A 16,991-nucleotide genomic window follows, 5' to 3' on the forward strand; every position below is an offset into this window, starting at 1 on the left:
GCCACTAGCCGACACAGGAGAGACCGCCATGCGGTTGCGCCAATCGCTGACCATTCTGCTGCTGGCCGTGCTCGCCAGCGCCTGTACGCCGCGGGTGGAACTGGCCGTACCGAACGAGCCAATTAACATCAACCTGAACGTAAAGATCGAGCATGAGATTTACATCCGGGTGGACAAGCAGCTCGACTCGATCATTAACGAAGACAGCGGACTGTTCTGAGGACGACGATGAAAACCTATCTGAAATTGGCAAGCCTGCTGTTGGCACTCATGATCGCTCTGCCAGCGGCAGCCATGACACTCAACGAAGCCATGTCCGCCCTGGGTGACGCCAAGGCCAGCGGCTTGCTTGGCGAGAAGCCCGACGGCTATCTCGGCGTGGTGCGGTCCAGCCAGAACGCCGAGGACATCGCAAGCCAGATCAATCAGGCGCGCCGAGCCGAGTACCACCGCGTCGCCAAGCAGAACGGCATCAGCGTCAGCGACGTGGAAGCCATCGCCGGCAAGAAAGCCATCGAGAAGACGCCCTCGGGCCAGATCATTCAGCTCAACGGCAACTGGGTTCGCAAGTAACCAACGATGATGGCCGGGTCCGCCGGCCATCGCTCTTCGCGGCAGCGCCTACAGCAGCGTCAGAGCGTGTGCCCGGATCACCAGGCTCTCCTGCCGAAACCGGCGCTCCAGCTCGGCGCGATAATCTGCCCACCAACCCCTGTCCAGATCATTGACCATGACTTCGTAGACCACCGAGTCGTCATGAACCGCGTTGTCGCCCTCTTCCAGCCAATAGCCACTCGCCGGGACTCGCGAATAGGTGGTCAGGCCACCGAAACGCTCGATGAGCTCATCACGCACAGCACGGAAAGACGACTTCGGCAGCGCCTGCTGATCGTTGTCGTAAAGCGGTAGCAGCAACTGAATCAGGTACATGTCGGAGCTCCAGTGAATGTTGCTCGACATATGACCGGCCCGGCACCAGATAGATGCCGCGAGCCGGTGAACTCAGAACAAGCCGAGCTGCCCGTCGACGAGCGACGCGAAGTCATCGCCCACGAAGGGCAGAATCGCATCCGCCACGGGCTGCAGTTGCCGCGTTACATAGTGGTCGTAGTCGACAGCCGATGACCGTGTTTCCAGCGGCTCGGGCCCGGCGACCGTCATCAGGTAGCTGATCCAGCCACCGTTCTGATACTGCCGAGGCCGCCCCTGACGGTCGTTGTAGTCATCCGCCAAACGCGCGGCACGCACATGGGGTGGCACATTGCGCTGGTAGTCATCGAGCCTGCGGCGCAAGCGCTTGCGATAGATCAGCAGCTCATCCAGCTCACCGGCCAGCGTGCGCCGTACGTAGTCGCGCACGTACTCCCCGTGCGGCTGGCGGTGAAAGATGCGTTGGTAGAGCTCTTGCTGGAAGCGTTGAGCCAGCGGCGACCAGTCGGTACGCACGGTTTCCAGCCCCTTGAAGACCATGTCGTCGCTGCCATCGGGCCGGGTGATCAGTCCGGCATAACGCTTTTTGCTGCCCTCCTCCGCACCACGAATGGTGGGCATCAGAAAGCGTCGAAAATGGGTTTCGTATTGCAGCTCCAGAGCGCTGACCAGCCCGTACTCGGCCTGCAGATGCACTCGCCACCAATCATTGACGTGCTGCACCAGCTGACGGCCGATCAGCGCTGCCTCGTCATCTGAATGAGCTTTGCGCAGCCAGACGAACGTGGAATCGGTATCGCCATAGATGACGGCATGCCCCTGCGCCTCGATCAGCTCCCGGGTGCGCCGCATGATTTCGTGACCGCGCAGGGTGATGGACGAGGCCAGCCGCGTATCGAAGAAGCGGCAGCCACTGGAACCGAGCACGCCATAGAAGGCATTCATGATGATTTTCAGCGCCTGTGACAACGGCTTGTTGTGCTCGCGTTTCGCCGTCTCGCGCCCCTCCCAAACACGCTCCACGATTGCCGGCAGACAGTGCCTAGTCCGCGAGAAGCGCGCACCGCGGAAGCCGGGGATCGACTGTTCGTCATCCGGCTGGCGCAGCCCGTCGATCAACCCCACCGGGTCGATGAGAAAGGTTCGTATGATCGACGGATAGAGGCTCTTGTAATCGAGCACCAGTACTGATTCGTAAAGCCCCGGCTGCGAATTCATCACGAAACCACCCGGGCTGGCCTCCGGCTGCCGCTCGCCAAGATTCGGCGCGACGAAGCCCTGGCGATGCATCAGCGGCAGGTACAGATGCTCGAAGGCCGCGACCGAACCGCCACTGCGATCGGCAGCCAGCCCGGTTACCGTGGCGCGCTCGAGAAGGAAGGTCAGCAGTTCGGTGCGGGCGAAGATGCGTGTTACCAGCTCGCAATCCTTGAGGTTGTAGCGCGCCAGAGCCGGTTTGTCCTCGGCGAACATGCGATCGATTTCCGCCATGCGCTGGTAGGGATTGTCGATGGCCTTGCCTTCACCCAGAAGGGTCTGGGCGACATTCTCCAGGCTAAAGGAGGGGAAGCTCCAGGTCGCCGAGCGAAGCGCCTCGATGCCATCGATAATCAAGCGCCCAGCGGCCGCGGCGAAATAATGATTGCCGCGACCGCCGTGCTCGCGCCACTCCATCTCCGCACCACCGCGCCCCAGACGCAATGGCACTTGCAGGCGCTGCGAATGATCGCGCAGCACGCGCAGATCGAACTGCAGCAGATTCCAGCCGATGATCGCATCCGGGTCATGCTCGGCAAACCAGTCGTTCAGCCGCTCGAGCAACTCGCGTCGGCTATCGCAATACTGCAGAGAAAAATCGACGGTCGTGCCCTGCCCGTTTTCCGGTCCGAGCATGTAGACCTGGCGCTGGCTACAGCCCTCCAGGGCAATGGAATAGAGATCGCCACGGGAGGTGGTTTCGATATCCAGCGAAACCAGCTTGAGCGTCGGGCGATAGTCAGGCGCCGGTTTGAGCTGCGCATCGATCGACGCACCGTCGCCGCCAGACGCATCTGAAAAGGACACCGGCGCGGTGATGAAACGCTCCATCAGGTAGCGCTCGGGGGGACGGATATCGGACTCATAGACGTCCACCCCGGCCTCACGCAGCAACCGCGCGCAATCCAGCAAGCGACGGTACGAACGGCTGTACAACCCCATCACTGGCCGATGGCGGAAGTCGCACAAGGCCAGCGGTCGCAATTCCACGTCGCGCTCGCGACGTAGCAGCGCTTCAGCAAGAGGACGCTGCTCTTCGGGGATGAAAGCGACGGAATCTTGATGCGAGACACGTAGCTGCCGTGCGCCAGCGTCGGTTGCCAGCCAGAAACTGACCTCCGTACCCTCCGGCGCATCCCGCCAGTGCCGAGTCAGGATAAAGCCCCGCCGTAGCTGCGACATCACCCTCCCCTCGCTTCGCACAACACTGTGATGGCCATGCAGCAGACTGCACCTGCCGTTGAAGCATAGCCATCATCAGACAAACCCGGCCGCCGCATACCGAGGCCACAAAAAGCAAAAACCCCCGGACTCTGTCGAGTTCAGGGGCTTAGGCTATATGTAGTGGCGGAGAGATAGGGATTTGAACCCTAGGTACCCGCGAGGGTACAACGGATTTCGAATCCGTCCCGTTCGGCCACTCCGGCATCTCTCCAGCGGCGCGCATCATAGCAGCTGGAGCAGGTTTGTCGAACCCCAACTGCATAGATTTTTTACCGTTTTCAGTCTCTTGCGGCCCACCATGAGCGGACGCAGGGCGAGCCTGGTCATGCAGTTCAGTCAGGCCGTCAGACGGGTCAGCGCCTCGCGGTACTTGTCGGCAGTTCGCTGTGCAACGTCGGCCGGAACAGCTGGAGCCGGCGGCTGCTTGTTCCAGCCGGTGGATTCGAGCCAGTCACGGACGAACTGCTTGTCGAAGCTCGGCGGGTTCTTGCCTTCCTCGTAGCTATCGGCTGGCCAGAAGCGGCTCGAGTCGGGTGTGAGCACTTCGTCCATCAGCGTCAGCGTGCCGTCGTCGTCGAGCCCGAACTCGAACTTGGTGTCGGCGATGATGATGCCGCGCGTGGCTGCGTACTCGACTGCCGCGCTATAGAGCGCGATGGACACGTCGCGCACCTGGGCAGCAAGCTCCTTGCCGATGATAGCCTCGCACTGCTCGAACGAGATGTTCTCGTCGTGATCGCCCACTGCCGCCTTGGTCGAAGGTGTGAAGATTGGCTGCGGCAGCTTGGCAGCTTCTTTCAAGCCGGCTGGCAGCTGGATGCCGCAAACCGTGCCGCTCTTTTGGTATTCCTTCCAGCCGGAGCCGACGATATAGCCACGCACAATCGCCTCCACTGCTACCGGCTTTAGACGCTTGGCGACCACGGCACGGCCTTCTACCAGCGGCAACTCGGTTGCCGGCACAACGTCTTCGACCTTGTCACCGGTGAAGTGGTTGGGGATCAGGCCGTTGAGCTTGTCGAACCAGAAGTTGGAGATCGCGGTGAGTATCTTGCCTTTCTCCGGAATCGGTTCGGCAAGAATCACGTCGAACGCCGATAGACGATCGGTGGCGACCATGAGCATGCGTTTGTCGTCGATCTCGTAGAGATCACGAACCTTGCCCGAATAGATCTTCTTCAGGCTGAGGGCGGTGGGAGTGGTCATACGAAACTTCCGCGGTTGGCAGGTCGGCAGAAACGAAACAGGCGAAACCGAGGGTTTCGCCTATCCGTGTCGTGTTGCAAGGGCAGCTCTCGCTTAGCCCAGGTTGTCCTTGAGCAGACTGAGCACCCGGCGTGCGACATCGGCCGGTGCGACGGTGTCGACGCTCTTGTCGAGCGAGACCTGAACGCCATTGCCGACACGAGTCAGACGTACCTGATAACGCTCAGCCCGCGCCTCGATCTCGTCCTTGTCCGGTGCACCACCGAACAGACGGCTGAAGAAGCCGGGCTTGTCATCCGGATCGTCGGCACGCTCGCTCAGATTCACGTAATACACGCCAAGGCTGCGGTCCAGATCGTCCACGCGTACGTCCGCCGCCTGAAGGGCTCGACCGATACTGGACCAGGCGCGATCGAAATCGCTATCCAGCTGCAGCAGAGGATTGCCGCTGCCGTCCTCGGTCAGATTCACCCGACTCGGCGCATCGAAATCACGCTCTGCCAGCAGCGACACCGAGCCGCCTTGCTTGGCGCTCTGGGTAAGGCTGGCTTGCAACTCGTCGAGCAGTACCCGATCGAGTTCCTTGTTGCTGGAAATCTCCGGCCAGGCCACGTCGGCGGTGCTGCCGGCTGGACGCTTGACGCTGACCACGAAGATCTCGCTGGTATTGCGCTGTACACCCGGCTCGACGCGAACACGTACCCGCGTTTCGCCATCCTGAATGCCCAGATTGCGTACCAACGCGTCGTTCAGCCCCGCGGCGCCTTGCCAGGCCGTGGTGAACTCGCCGGTCTGGCGGCGCTCTTCAGCAATGCTGAAGCCGTTGTCGGTGAAGAACTGCCGCGCGGCGGTCCAGACCTGTGACGGTGTGTACTGTGCCACAAGCCAGCGAGAATCCTCGGACGACTGCACGCTGAAATCACTGAGCTCTGCCGCCACTTGCAAACGCTGGGGGCGCGGCACTTCGTACTTGCCAGGAACGCCAGTGCTGTCAGCAACCTGCTGCGGAATCGGCAGCAGCGGGTCGAGCGGGCGGGTCTCGCCATCGACTGCAACCTGCATCGGTGCGGTCTGACGCGCCGAAAGGTAGTCACTACCGCGGTCACGGAAATATCCATCATCGCCCCACAGCCAGCCGCAGCCACTGGTTGCAGAGATCATCAGGGCAAGGGTCGAAAGTCCGGCCAGTCGCTTCATGCGTATTCCTTTGTTATTAAGCCAGTACGCCGGTTTGGCGCATTGCCTGGCGTAGCGGTTCCTGGAAGCTCTGACTCAGCCAGGTCAGCGGCAGACGGATGCCATTACCCATCAGGCTCATCTCGTGCAGTGCCCACTTGACTGGGATCGGGTTGGCTTCCAGAAACAGAGCGCGATGCAGCGGCATCAAACGCTCGTTGATTGCCCGAGCAGTGGTGGCATCACCGGCCATCGCAGCGGCGCAGAGATCACTCATGGCGCGTGGCGCCACGTTTGCGGTCACGGAGATATTGCCCTTGCCGCCCATCAGCATCAGCTCGACGGCAGTGGGGTCATCACCGGAGTACACGAGGAAATCCTTGCTGACACGATCCAGCACTTCCTGGCCGCGCTTGAGGTCGCCCGTGGCCTCCTTGATCCCGATGATGTTGGATATCTTGGACAACCGCTCGACGGTATCCGGCAGCATGTCGCAAACGGTACGACCGGGCACGTTGTAGAGAATCTGCGGAATCGCCACGGCCTCGGCGATGTGTTTGAAGTGCAGGTAGAGGCCTTCCTGGGTCGGCTTGTTGTAGTACGGGGTCACCAGCAGGCAGGCATCGGCGCCTGCGGACTTGGCGTTCTCGGTCAGCTCGACGGCTTCGCTGGTGGAGTTGGCGCCCGTACCGGCGATGACCGGAATCCGGCCATTGACCTGGTCGACGACGCGCCGGATCACTTCGATGTGCTCGGCGACGCTAAGCGTGGCCGACTCACCGGTAGTCCCGACAGCAACGATTGCATTGGTGCCTTCCTGCAAGTGGAAGTCCACCAGTTTGCTCAGGCTGTCCCAGTCCAGACCGCCCTGCGCATCCATGGGCGTGACCAGCGCCACCATACTGCCCGCAATCATGCAACCACTCCTGCCGGAATAATAAAAAAGAGGCGTAATGGTACAAGGCTCCCCAGCGCTTTGCGAGTAGCCTGAAGCACGCTGCACAAAGCCGATGGGGACCAGGCGCCGAGCCCTCGCCACGGGGGCCATTTGGCAGTGCGCATTCCCTCTGCCCTCGGTTTTCGCTACCCTTAGCCGTTTTCGGCTTGGCTGGCCGACCGATTCACCACCGCCAGGAATGCTGCATGTCCACCCCCCCTCTACCCCGCGAACAATTTCTCGTCATCAGCGCGCTCGGCGCCAACCCGATGGAGCTGACCAACGTGCTCTGCCGGGCCGCCAACGAGAATCGCTGCGCGGTTGTCAGCACGCGGCTGACCCGCCACGGCGAATGCAGTGCACTGGTTCTGGAAGTCACTGGCAGCTGGGACGCATTGGCCCGGATGGAAACGACCCTGCCGGGGCTTGCGAAGAAGCACTCCTTCACCGCCAACGTGGTGCGCAGCGAGGCGCTGGAAAACCGCCCGCAGGCACTGCCCTACGTCGCTTATGTGAGCGCCGCCTTTCGTCCCGACATCCTCAATGAGCTGTGCCAGTTCTTCATCGACCATCGCGTCGAACTGGAAAGCCTGACCTGCGACACCTACCAGGCCCCACAGACCGGCGGAACCATGCTCAACGCCACACTGACCGTCACGCTCCCGGCGGGTACGCAGATCAGCTGGCTGCGCGACCAGTTCCTCGATTTCGCCGACGCACTGAACCTCGACGCACTGATCGAGCCCTGGCGTCCGCAGAACCCTTGAGATCAGTAACCAGGAGCCCACAATGGCCGTTGAAATCGACCGCCCCGTCCCGCCCTTTCAGGCTCAGGCCACCAGTGGTCAGCTGATCAAACTCGAGTCGCTGGCAGGCAAGCAGGTCGTGTTGTACTTCTACCCGAAGGACAACACACCCGGCTGTACAACCGAAGGCCAGGGCTTTCGCGATCACCACCAGGCTTTTATGGCGGCGAACACCCTGGTATTCGGCGTTTCCCGTGACAGCCTGAAGACCCATGAGAACTTTCGCGCCAAGCAGGGCTTCCCGTTCGAGCTGATCAGTGACAAAGAAGAGCAGCTCTGCCAGCTGTTCGACGTGATCAAACTGAAAAAGCTCTACGGCAAGGAATACCTCGGCGTGGATCGCAGCACCTTTCTCATCGACCGCAACGGCGTGTTGCGACAGGAGTGGCGTACGGTCAAGGTGCCGGGCCACGTAGAGGCGGTCCTTCAAGCCGCGCAAGCACTGAACGCCGAATGAAAAAGGCTGGCCACAGCGCCAGCCCTTCCCGCGTCATTCAGCCACTTCGACCAAACCCGCCTTAGGCTCGCCTGGCCACGCATTGAGAACGGCCTTGAACAAGGTCGCCAACGGAATGGCAAAGAACACGCCCCAGAAGCCCCACAACCCTCCAAACAGCAGTACCGCGCAGATGATCGCCACCGGGTGCAGATTCACCGCCTCGGAGAACAGCAGGGGCACCAGCACGTTGCCATCCAGCGTCTGGATGATCGCGTAAGCCACCATCAGGTAGAAGAACTGGTCGCCCAGCCCCCATTGGAATATTCCGATCAGCGCGATCGGAATGGTCACGACCGTCGCGCCGATATAGGGCACCACGACCGAGACGCCGACCAGCATCGCCATCAGCGCGGCATAGTTAAGCCCCAGCGCGGCGAAGACTGCATACGACACCACGGCACAGATCAGGATCTCGATCGCCTTGCCACGGATGTAGTTGGCGATCTGCAGATTCATTTCCTGCGAGACCTGAGTGATCAGCCCGCGCTCGCGCGGCAGATAGCTCTTGATCCAATCGCTGATCTGCTGCCGGTCCTTGAGGAAAAAGAACACCAGGATCGGCACCAGGACCAGATAAATCATCAGTCCGATCAGCAGCGGCAGGCTGGACAGCGACGATGTCAGCACCAATTGGCCATAACGGCCGATCTCGCTTCGAATAAAGTCGATACCGCGCAGCACCTGCTCCTCGGTCACCAGCTGCGGGTAGCGCTCCGGCAGCAATAGCAGCAACGACTGCCACTCGACCAGCATGCGCGGCAGTTCGTTGAACAGGGTCAGAACCTGCTGCCAGAGCAAGGGCACGATGAACAGCGTGCAGACCACCATCACACCGATGAACATCAGAAATACCAGCCACACCGCGAGCAGATGCGGCACCCGCAGCCGTTCCAGCGCGCCCACCAACCCCTGCATCAGGAACGCCAGCACCAATCCCGCCAGTACCGGCGCCAGCATCCGACCAAAAATCAGGACGGCGGCGAAAGCCAGAAACAATAAGACTGCAAGAACCACTGCCTCCTCATGGGAGAAGTAACGCTGCATCCAGCCGCGTAATACCTTGAGCATTTCATTCCTCGAAGCGAATCGTCAGGCCTTGCGCAGCCAGTAGCGATAAAGACCACCTTCGACCTCTTCATGCAGCAATGCATGACCGGCCAGTTTGGCGAAGCTGCGGAAGTCCCTTTGCGAACCCGGATCGCTGGCAATGACCTTGAGCACTGCACCGCTGGACATACGGTTCAGCTCCAGCTTGGCCTTGAGCAGAGGCATCGGGCAGTCAAGCCCAACAGCATCCAGTTCGGCATCGCATTCAAGCGATTGCGGTCGCGCTTCGGTCATGGTTCGCCTCCACAGAAAAGCCTCGCAGCATACCTAGCACAGCGGGCCTCTGGCCAGCCGGCCAAGGTCAAGGCTACAGTAGCCGCTCTCAACTCAACGAGCCTGTCTGGATGAAATTGCTGCGCCCCGCCCTGCTCACGCTCGCCTGCCTGACTGCACTGCCAGCATTGGCCAACGACCTGCCTTCGCTCGGCGATGCCAGCTCCTCCATCGTTTCTCCTGAACAGGAGCACCAGCTCGGCCGGGCATGGCTCAGCCTGCTGCGCGGGCAGGTTAGCCAGCTCTCGGACCCACAGCTCAAGGACTATGTAGAAAGCAGTGTCTATCGCCTGGCAGAAACCAGTCAGCTGCAGGATCGTCGCCTTGAATTCGTCCTGTTGGACAGCCCGCAACTGAATGCCTTCGCAGCTCCAGGCGGGATCATTGGTGTCAACGGGGGCCTGTTCATTTATGCCCAGACCGAAGCCGAATATGCATCGGTGATGGCTCACGAACTGGCGCACCTTTCCCAGCGCCATTTCGCCCGCGGACTGGAAGCGCAACAGCGCATGCAACTGCCTCTGATGGCCGCCATGCTGGCTGGCGTCGTCGCCGCCGCAGCCGGCGCAGGTGATGCCGGCATCGCCGCCATCGTGTCTACCCAGGCCGCTGCCATCCAGGCCCAGCGCCGCTTTTCCCGGCAGAACGAACAGGAGGCCGACCGCATCGGCATCGTCAACCTCGAGCGGGCCGGTTACGACCCGCGTGCGATGCCCTCAATGTTCGGTCGCCTCATGCGCCAGTATCGTTACGATCAGAAGCCACCGGAATTCCTGCTGACGCACCCGGTCAGTGAATCACGCATCGCCGATACCACAAACCGAGCGGAACAGTATCCACAGGGTGGAGCACAGGACAGCCTGCGCTACCAGCTGATGCGCGCTCGAACGCAATTGAAGTTCGAAAGAACACCGGGCGTCGAGGCCAAGCGATTCCGCGCGATGCTCAGCGAAAATCCAGAGATGGATGCCGCACGCTATGGCCTTGCGCTCGCGCAAGTCAAAGCAGGGCAACTCGACGAAGCGAACAGCAGCCTTGCACCGCTGCTAACCAAGGCACCGGACGACATCACCTACAACCTCGCGCAGATCGAACTCGACATCACCGCCAACCGCCTGCAACAGGCGCAGACCCGTTTACAGCGGTTGCTGCAGCTATATCCGGGCAACTACCCGGTGCGCCAGATGCACATTGACCTTCTGATGGAGAAGGGCGAGACACAGCAAGCCGAGCGCGAACTGGACAAGCTGGTGGAGCAGCGCCGCCAGGATCCCGATATCTGGTATCAGGTCGCCGAAGTGCGCGGGCTCAGCGGCAACATCGTTGGCCTGCATCAAGCACGCGCGGAGTACTTCGCCCTGGTAGGCGACTACGACCAGGGCATCGAGCAACTCGACCTCGCCAAGCGTCGTGCCAGCAACTTCCAGATCGCATCACGGATTGACGCGCGCCAGAAACAGCTGATCGAAGAAAAGCGAATGGTCGAGGAAATGCTGCGCTGAGTTGAAAACGGCGCTGAACGTTCAGCGCCGATGAGAAGGCTCAGGCGTTGCCGGCCTGTTTCAGCCGCGCGGCCTGGGTGAAATCGAGCATCCGCTTGAGAGGCTTGACCGCACGCGGAATGATCGCCGGATCGACGAAGATTTCATTGCTGCCAGCGCGCAGGCATTCCAGGGTCCGCTCCAGCGTGTTCATCGCCATCCAGGGGCAATGCGCACAGCTTCGGCAGGCTGCACCCTGGCCGGCAGTCGGCGCTTCGATGAACGTTTTTTCAGGGCACAACTGCTGCATCTTGTAAAAGATGCCCCGATCCGTCGCAACGATCAGCGTCTGCTGCGGCAAGGTCTGCGCAGCCTTGATCAGCTGACTGGTCGAACCTACAGCATCGGCGAGTTCGACCACCGCCTGCGGGGACTCCGGATGCACCAGAATCGCGGCATCCGGGTAAAGAGCCTTCATGTCAGCCAATTGCTTGGCCTTGAACTCTTCGTGGACGATACAGGCGCCATCCCAGAGCAGGATGTCGGCACCGGTCTCGCGCTGTACGTAGTTGCCCAGATGCTTGTCCGGCGCCCAGATGATCTTTTCGCCGTTATCCATCAGGCTTTCGACGATTTCCAGCGCACAACTGGATGTCACCACCCAGTCAGCCCGTGCCTTTACCGCCGCCGAAGTGTTGGCATAGACGACCACGGTGCGCTCCGGATGCTGATCGCAGAAGGCCGAAAACTCATCGACAGGACAGCCCAGATCGAGGGAACAGGTCGCCTCGAGCGTGGGCATGAGCACGCGCTTCTCAGGATTGAGGATCTTCGCCGTCTCGCCCATGAACTTGACGCCGGCTACCAGCACGGTCTGGGCCGGATGCTCGTTGCCGAAGCGCGCCATTTCCAGGGAGTCGGAAACGCAACCGCCTGTTTCCTCGGCCAACGCCTGGATCACCGGATCGGTGTAGTAATGCGCCACCAGCACTGCATTCTGGCGCTTCAACTCAACAGCTATCTCACTGCGCAGCTGCGCTTCCTGCTCAGGCGTAAGCGGCTTGGGCTGCTTAGCTGCCAGGTGAGCCTGCACGAGAATGCGTTCGGGTATCTGCGTCATGGACGGGTCCTGCCAGCACGGGATTGCACGAAGCGCCGAGTATAACGGCCCAGGCCGGGAATTCGGGCTTGTCGGTAGAGAGGAGGCGCGCAGGATTCAGACACGCCTCCTGCCTTTCAACGGGGCAGGAATACTAGCCGAAGCCTCTACAAAAGGGAAAGCACGGTGAAAACGCGTGAAAAGCCGGGCGTTGCGCCCTGTCAAACGAAAACCGCCGGCATCAGCCGGCGGTTCTTTTCTTCTGGATCACTCGCCCTTGAGCATGTGTCCACGTTCCTCCAGGTTGATGTGCCACTGCATCGCTTCGCCCAGCAGGTGCGGCGTCTGGCCGCCCTTCTTGCAGGCGTCGTCGAAGTACTTGTTCAGCGCATCGCGGTAGGACGGGTGCACGCAGTTGTCGATGATAGCGCGGGCGCGCTCGCGCGGAGCGAGGCCACGCAGGTCAGCCAGGCCTTGCTCGGTAACCAGAATCTCGACGTCATGCTCGGTGTGGTCAACGTGAGCAACCATCGGCACGACGCTGGAGATGTTGCCACCCTTGGCGATCGACTTGGTCACGAAGATGGCCATGTGAGCGTTACGCGCGAAATCGCCCGAACCGCCGATGCCGTTCATCATCTTGGTGCCGCCCACGTGAGTGGAGTTGACGTTGCCATAGATGTCGAACTCGAGCGCGGTGTTGATACCGATGATGCCAAGACGGCGCACAAGCTCAGGATGGTTGGAGATTTCCTGAGGACGCAGGATCAGCTTGTCCTTGTACTTCTCCAGGTTGCCGAACACGCGATCATTGCAACGCTCGGACAGGGTGATGGAGCAACCGGAAGCAAAGGTCATCTTGCCCGCATCGATCAGCTCGAAGGTGCAGTCCTGCAGTACTTCGGAGTACATCACCAAGTCTTCGAACGGCGAATCGATCAGACCGCACATTACCGCGTTGGCGATGTTGCCGATACCGACCTGCATCGGGCCAAGGTTCTTCGCCATACGGCCAGCTTCGACTTCGCTCTTGAAGAACTCGACCAGATGATTGGCGATGGCCTGGGTTTCTTCGTCCGGCGGAGTGACCGTGGAGTAGGAATCCGGCTGATTGGTGATGACGATGGCGGCAATCTTGGCCGGATCGACCGGGATCGAAGTCGCGCCGAGACGATCATCGACCTTGGTCAGCGGGATCGGGCCGCGGTTCGGGCGCTCACCCGGGAAGTAGATGTCGTGCAGACCTTCCAGGTTCAGGTTGTGTGCCAGGTTCAGCTCGATGATCACCTGGTCGGCGAACATGGCCAGGTTGGCCGAGTTGCCTACTGAAGTGGTCGGTACGATGTGGCCCTGCTCGGTGATGCACAACGCTTCGACGATGGTGACGTCGGGACGCTTGATCTGATGATTGCGCATCTGCTCGACGGTATGCGACAGGTGCTGGTCGATGAACATGACCTCACCGGCGTTAATCGCCTTGCGCAGTACCGGATCGGCCTGGAACGGCATGCGACGGGCCAGTAGACCCGCGGAAGCCATCTTGCCATCGAGATCGTTACCCAGGCTGGCGCCAGTGACCAGGCTGATCTGCAGCTCCTCGTCCTTGGCACGGTCGATCAGCGCGAGGGGCACGGCCTTGGCTTCGCCCGCACGGGTGAAGCCGCTCATGCCAACGGTCATGCCGTCGCGAATAAGGGCAGCTGCCTCGTGGGCACTCATGACCTTGTTCTGCAGAGAGGACAAGCGGATACGATCAGAATACATTTGAGCCTCGAACCAACGGTAATCGGAAGGGGCCGCAGTCTATTACGTTTAAAAACGCTTGAGCCACCTACTAAGGTCGTAGAGAAAAACGCTTCTTATGACCGAACGTAGCAGCCTGCAGCAACGCAAAATCGCGGCCATTAAAAAGCCGGATAACCCTGACAGGCCTCCGGCTTCTTGTGCTCCCTCGAGAGCGATATGGTGGGTCGTGTAGGATTCGAACCTACGACCAATTGGTTAAAAGCCAACTGCTCTACCAACTGAGCTAACGACCCAATGCGGGGCGCATGATACTGATTTGATTGATGAAAACAAACTTTTTTTTTGAAAAAGTTCGCGATCGCCTTCGTTTGACGGCACCCCTCCAGTACTGGCGCAGGCCGCTCAGAAATAGCGAGTGGGGTCAGCCAGCCCCGCTTCGGCAAAACCGGCGGCGCGCAATCGACAGCTGTCGCACTTGCCACAGGCACGCCCATCCGTGTCGGCCTGATAGCAGGAAACCGTCGCCGCATAGTCCACGCCCAGACGAGTCCCCTCCTGCACGATCCGCGCCTTGCTCATCTCCTGCAGTGGTGCCTGGATGCGAAACCCCAGCCCTTCTACGCCTGCCTTGGTGGCCAGATTGGCCATTCGCTCGAATGCCGCAACGAACTCCGGCCGACAATCCGGGTAGCCCGAGTAGTCGACCGCATTGACGCCGATAAAGATGTCACGGGCACCCAGCACCTCAGCCCAGCCAAGGGCCAACGAGAGAAACACCGTATTGCGCGCCGGGACGTATGTGACCGGAATACCCTCACCAGGCACCTCAGGCACATCGATGCTGTCGTCGGTCAATGCCGAGCCGCCGATGCCGTTGAGGTCCAGGCAGATCACCTTGTGTTCGACCACTCCCAGTTGTTGAGCAACACGTTCGGCCGCCTGCAGTTCGGCGCGATGACGCTGGCCGTAGTCAAAGCTCATGGTGTAGCAGGCGTAGCCCTGAGCACGGGCCATGGCGACCACCGTAGCCGAATCAAGCCCGCCGGACAGCAGGATGACTGCTTTCTTCTCGTTCATTTCGCGATACCTTCAAAACGGATGAGCACGACCAGCCAGGGACGAGTCGCTAATGCCAGCGACTCAGTGGCCGGGCGCGTCGTTCCAGATAATCTTGTGCAACTGAAGCTGCAAGCGCACCGGCAGATTGTCGGCAACGATCCAGTCCGCAAGGGCACGAACATCGACCTGACCGTGACTCGGCGAGAACAACACCTCTCCGGCACGTCGATCCAGCCCGTACTCGATCAGCTTGCTGACAGCCCAGTCATAATCCTCGCGGGAACAGATGACGAACTTGACCTGATCGTTGCGCGTTATGCAGGCGATGTTCTCGTAGCGGTTACGCGCGACCTCGGCGGAACCCGGTGTTTTCAGGTCCACTACACGGCTGACACGCTCATCCACCACGGAGATATCGAGTGCACCACTGGTCTCCAGTGAAACCTCATATCCCGCATCGCACAATCGCTGCAGCAAAGGCACGCAGTTGGGCTGCGCCAGCGGCTCTCCCCCGGTCACGCAGACGTAACGGGGATTGTAGGAGGCAACCCGCTCGACGATCGCGTCGAGCGTCATCAACTCTCCGCCGCTGAATGCGTAGGCGGTATCGCAATATTGACAGCGCAGGGGACAGCCGGTCAGGCGAACGAACACAGTAGGCAATCCACTGGTCCGCGTCTCCCCCTGCAGCGAGTAGAAAATCTCGGTAATTCGCAGGGTCATATCAGCCACGGGCGTGACGGCTAAACAGGCCATCCGCCTCCGTTGCGGGAAATAGGGGCGGCGATTCTAACGAAAAAACCCGCGCGATGGGCGGGTTTCGTTCGGTCTCGCCAGTGTGCCTCAGCGATTGAGCTGACGCTGAGCCAATTGTGCAGCCGATGTATTCGGATACTGGGCAATGACCTCACGCAGAATGCCCTGCGCCTTGTCCCGGTTACCCAGGCGGATCTCAACATCTGCCAGCTTGTAGAGAGAATCCGGCACCTTGTTGTGCTGCGGATACGCCTGGCTCACTCGAGCGAACGCCTGACCGGCCCCTTGCAGGTCGCCCTTTGCCAGGTTGACCTCGCCAAGCCAGTACTGGGCGTTGCCAGCGTACTGACTGTCAGGGTACTTGCGCAGGAATGCAGCGAAAGCCTGGCTGGCCTTGTCGAAATCCTTCGCCTTGATCAGGTCGAAAGCAGCGTCGTAATAGAGCTTTTCCTTTGCAGGATCGCCCGATGCGCTTTGCGACTGGCCCTGGCTGGCAGCGGCGGGTGCCGAACTTCCAGCTGACGCCGCCGTATTACTGGACGGAGCAGGCTGATTGCCTGCCGCGGATCCGCTGGACAGACGGCGATCCAGGTCCTGATAGCGTTCCAGCCCCTCTTGTTGCAGGCGCTGGATCTGATTCTGTTGTTCCTCAAGCATGCCGCGCAGTTGCGCGATCTCTTCCTGCATCTGCTGTAGCTGCATGAAGAGCATGCCCTGTGCCGAAGATGGAGCGGTGGCTCCACCTCCGGCATAGGCACCGTCACCGCTCGGCGCGGCGGTGGAGTAATCCGAGTTGCCACTAGCGGCACCTTCTTCGTAATCCACCACCGGCACTTGAGCCACCGCCATCAGCGGCAGCGCGAGCACTGTAAGAGTCAGAGCATGACGGTACTTACGCATGACGAATTACTTGCGCAGTTCGACGCGACGGTTCTGGGCCCAGGACTGCTCGTCGTTACCCATGGCAACTGGACGCTCTTCGCCGTAGGAAACCAGCTCCAGCTGAGCCGGGGAAACACCCTGCAGTACCAGGTAACGCTGTACGGCCTTGGAGCGACGCTCGCCCAGAGCCATGTTGTACTCACGGGTACCACGCTCGTCGGTGTGGCCTTCCAGAACGACGCGAGCGCCGTTGCCTTTCAGGTCCTTGGCGTGAACGTCCAGAGCGCGCATGGCTTCCGGCTTCAGGTCGGAGCTGTCGTACTCGAAGTAGAAGGTAGTGATGGCGCGCAGAGCGGCTTCTTCGCTCATGCTGCTATCGACGGAACCGGAATCAGCACCGTAACCAGCATTCGGATCGATCGCGCCCGAACCTTCGCCCGAATCGTCGCCGCCTTTGGAGGAACAACCGACAGCAACAGCCATGGCCAGAGCCAGAGCGGTGAACTTACCGAATTTCAGCATTTCCATTTGTAACAACCCCAGGTGTGTTTTG

Annotated in this window: 18 protein-coding genes and 2 tRNA genes; 5 read left to right on the top strand and 15 right to left on the bottom strand. The window is 60.6% G+C overall.

From position 1 onward, the window contains the following. Positions 1-28 precede the first annotated feature (28 nt). Positions 29-220 (top strand): YnbE family lipoprotein, encoded by a 192-nt coding sequence (locus BM275_RS12150; RefSeq protein WP_041014564.1) that lies wholly within the window; start codon positions 29-31, stop codon positions 218-220. 8 nt (positions 221-228) lie between these two features. Next, positions 229-573: a YdbL family probable chaperone protein gene (locus tag BM275_RS12155; RefSeq protein WP_014821015.1), complete on the top strand. Its 345-nt coding sequence runs from the start codon at positions 229-231 to the stop codon at positions 571-573. A gap of 48 nt (positions 574-621) precedes the next feature. Here the strand turns inward: BM275_RS12155 and BM275_RS12160 are convergent, their stop codons facing one another. The 6 genes from BM275_RS12160 to dapA all read right to left on the bottom strand — a co-directional run bounded on the left by BM275_RS12160 (position 622) and on the right by dapA (position 6,709). After that, entirely contained in the window at positions 622-930 is a 309-nt protein-coding gene (locus BM275_RS12160; RefSeq protein ID WP_090521325.1) for a hypothetical protein, read from the bottom strand. 72 nt (positions 931-1,002) lie between these two features. Continuing rightward, entirely contained in the window at positions 1,003-3,369 is a 2,367-nt protein-coding gene (locus BM275_RS12165) for a DNA polymerase II (protein ID WP_090521327.1), read from the bottom strand. A 163-nt stretch (positions 3,370-3,532) separates the two neighbouring features. Then, a tRNA-Ser gene (locus BM275_RS12170) sits at positions 3,533-3,622 on the bottom strand. Between the two features lie 125 nt (positions 3,623-3,747). After that, positions 3,748-4,617, bottom strand: coding sequence for a phosphoribosylaminoimidazolesuccinocarboxamide synthase (locus BM275_RS12175; RefSeq protein WP_090521328.1), 870 nt, complete (start codon positions 4,615-4,617; stop codon positions 3,748-3,750). Positions 4,618-4,710: 93 nt separating this feature from the next. Beyond that, a complete protein-coding gene (gene bamC / locus BM275_RS12180) occupies positions 4,711-5,814 on the bottom strand; it encodes an outer membrane protein assembly factor BamC (RefSeq protein ID WP_090521330.1) in 1,104 nt (367 codons plus the stop codon). A gap of 16 nt (positions 5,815-5,830) precedes the next feature. Next, positions 5,831-6,709 carry a 4-hydroxy-tetrahydrodipicolinate synthase gene (gene dapA / locus BM275_RS12185; protein WP_090521332.1) on the bottom strand — a complete coding sequence of 293 codons (879 nt, stop codon included), beginning with the start codon at positions 6,707-6,709 and terminating at the stop codon, positions 5,831-5,833. Between the two features lie 227 nt (positions 6,710-6,936). Here dapA and BM275_RS12190 point away from each other — a divergent pair, with 227 nt between their 5' ends. Together BM275_RS12190 and BM275_RS12195 are read left to right on the top strand one after the other, a co-directional pair. Beyond that, positions 6,937-7,497 (top strand): glycine cleavage system transcriptional repressor, encoded by a 561-nt coding sequence (locus tag BM275_RS12190; protein ID WP_090521334.1) that lies wholly within the window; start codon positions 6,937-6,939, stop codon positions 7,495-7,497. A gap of 22 nt (positions 7,498-7,519) precedes the next feature. Next, the gene (locus tag BM275_RS12195) at positions 7,520-7,993 is read left to right on the top strand and encodes a peroxiredoxin (RefSeq protein ID WP_090521336.1); all 474 of its coding nucleotides are present in this window, start codon (positions 7,520-7,522) and stop codon (positions 7,991-7,993) included. 33 nt (positions 7,994-8,026) lie between these two features. Here BM275_RS12195 and BM275_RS12200 read toward each other — a convergent pair whose 3' ends face one another. Beyond that, entirely contained in the window at positions 8,027-9,103 is a 1,077-nt protein-coding gene (locus BM275_RS12200; protein ID WP_014821026.1) for an AI-2E family transporter, read from the bottom strand. 21 nt (positions 9,104-9,124) lie between these two features. Further along, positions 9,125-9,376: a sulfurtransferase TusA family protein gene (locus BM275_RS12205; protein WP_014821027.1), complete on the bottom strand. Its 252-nt coding sequence runs from the start codon at positions 9,374-9,376 to the stop codon at positions 9,125-9,127. Between the two features lie 110 nt (positions 9,377-9,486). Between BM275_RS12205 and BM275_RS12210 the strand changes: the two genes are divergently transcribed. After that, entirely contained in the window at positions 9,487-10,917 is a 1,431-nt protein-coding gene (locus BM275_RS12210) for a M48 family metalloprotease (RefSeq protein ID WP_023446252.1), read from the top strand. A 40-nt stretch (positions 10,918-10,957) separates the two neighbouring features. Here the strand turns inward: BM275_RS12210 and nadA are convergent, their stop codons facing one another. The 7 genes from nadA to pal form a co-directional block, all read right to left on the bottom strand. Further along, on the bottom strand, positions 10,958-12,016 hold the full coding sequence (gene nadA / locus BM275_RS12215) for a quinolinate synthase NadA (RefSeq protein WP_014821029.1): 1,059 nt from the start codon (positions 12,014-12,016) through the stop codon (positions 10,958-10,960). A 246-nt stretch (positions 12,017-12,262) separates the two neighbouring features. Beyond that, positions 12,263-13,759 (bottom strand): acetyl-CoA hydrolase/transferase family protein, encoded by a 1,497-nt coding sequence (locus tag BM275_RS12220; protein WP_090521337.1) that lies wholly within the window; start codon positions 13,757-13,759, stop codon positions 12,263-12,265. A 199-nt stretch (positions 13,760-13,958) separates the two neighbouring features. Beyond that, a tRNA-Lys gene (locus BM275_RS12225) sits at positions 13,959-14,034 on the bottom strand. A 109-nt stretch (positions 14,035-14,143) separates the two neighbouring features. Then, the gene (queC, locus tag BM275_RS12230; protein WP_090521339.1) at positions 14,144-14,818 is read right to left on the bottom strand and encodes a 7-cyano-7-deazaguanine synthase QueC; all 675 of its coding nucleotides are present in this window, start codon (positions 14,816-14,818) and stop codon (positions 14,144-14,146) included. 63 nt (positions 14,819-14,881) lie between these two features. After that, on the bottom strand, positions 14,882-15,523 hold the full coding sequence (gene queE, locus BM275_RS12235) for a 7-carboxy-7-deazaguanine synthase QueE (RefSeq protein ID WP_023446256.1): 642 nt from the start codon (positions 15,521-15,523) through the stop codon (positions 14,882-14,884). 120 nt (positions 15,524-15,643) lie between these two features. Next, on the bottom strand, positions 15,644-16,456 hold the full coding sequence (ybgF, locus tag BM275_RS12240) for a tol-pal system protein YbgF (RefSeq protein WP_090521341.1): 813 nt from the start codon (positions 16,454-16,456) through the stop codon (positions 15,644-15,646). 6 nt (positions 16,457-16,462) lie between these two features. Continuing rightward, a complete protein-coding gene (pal, locus tag BM275_RS12245) occupies positions 16,463-16,966 on the bottom strand; it encodes a peptidoglycan-associated lipoprotein Pal (RefSeq protein ID WP_003280313.1) in 504 nt (167 codons plus the stop codon). Positions 16,967-16,991: the final 25 nt, after the last annotated feature.

Origin of the sequence: Stutzerimonas kunmingensis (assembly GCF_900114065.1) — a bacterium.
GTDB lineage: Bacteria > Pseudomonadota > Gammaproteobacteria > Pseudomonadales > Pseudomonadaceae > Stutzerimonas > Stutzerimonas kunmingensis.

Coding starts and splice junctions, on each gene's coding strand:
- BM275_RS12150 (WP_041014564.1), top strand. CDS start 29: ATGCGGTTGCGCCAATCGCTGACCATTCTGCTGCTGGCCGTGCTCGCC.
- BM275_RS12190 (WP_090521334.1), top strand. CDS start 6,937: ATGTCCACCCCCCCTCTACCCCGCGAACAATTTCTCGTCATCAGCGCG.
- dapA (WP_090521332.1), bottom strand. CDS start 6,709: ATGATTGCGGGCAGTATGGTGGCGCTGGTCACGCCCATGGATGCGCAG.
- BM275_RS12210 (WP_023446252.1), top strand. CDS start 9,487: ATGAAATTGCTGCGCCCCGCCCTGCTCACGCTCGCCTGCCTGACTGCA.
- BM275_RS12160 (WP_090521325.1), bottom strand. CDS start 930: ATGTACCTGATTCAGTTGCTGCTACCGCTTTACGACAACGATCAGCAG.
- BM275_RS12205 (WP_014821027.1), bottom strand. CDS start 9,376: ATGACCGAAGCGCGACCGCAATCGCTTGAATGCGATGCCGAACTGGAT.
- BM275_RS12175 (WP_090521328.1), bottom strand. CDS start 4,617: ATGACCACTCCCACCGCCCTCAGCCTGAAGAAGATCTATTCGGGCAAG.
- BM275_RS12155 (WP_014821015.1), top strand. CDS start 229: ATGAAAACCTATCTGAAATTGGCAAGCCTGCTGTTGGCACTCATGATC.
- BM275_RS12200 (WP_014821026.1), bottom strand. CDS start 9,103: ATGCTCAAGGTATTACGCGGCTGGATGCAGCGTTACTTCTCCCATGAG.
- queC (WP_090521339.1), bottom strand. CDS start 14,818: ATGAACGAGAAGAAAGCAGTCATCCTGCTGTCCGGCGGGCTTGATTCG.
- pal (WP_003280313.1), bottom strand. CDS start 16,966: ATGGAAATGCTGAAATTCGGTAAGTTCACCGCTCTGGCTCTGGCCATG.
- nadA (WP_014821029.1), bottom strand. CDS start 12,016: ATGACGCAGATACCCGAACGCATTCTCGTGCAGGCTCACCTGGCAGCT.
- bamC (WP_090521330.1), bottom strand. CDS start 5,814: ATGAAGCGACTGGCCGGACTTTCGACCCTTGCCCTGATGATCTCTGCA.
- queE (WP_023446256.1), bottom strand. CDS start 15,523: ATGACCCTGCGAATTACCGAGATTTTCTACTCGCTGCAGGGGGAGACG.
- BM275_RS12195 (WP_090521336.1), top strand. CDS start 7,520: ATGGCCGTTGAAATCGACCGCCCCGTCCCGCCCTTTCAGGCTCAGGCC.
- BM275_RS12220 (WP_090521337.1), bottom strand. CDS start 13,759: ATGTATTCTGATCGTATCCGCTTGTCCTCTCTGCAGAACAAGGTCATG.
- ybgF (WP_090521341.1), bottom strand. CDS start 16,456: ATGCGTAAGTACCGTCATGCTCTGACTCTTACAGTGCTCGCGCTGCCG.
- BM275_RS12165 (WP_090521327.1), bottom strand. CDS start 3,369: ATGTCGCAGCTACGGCGGGGCTTTATCCTGACTCGGCACTGGCGGGAT.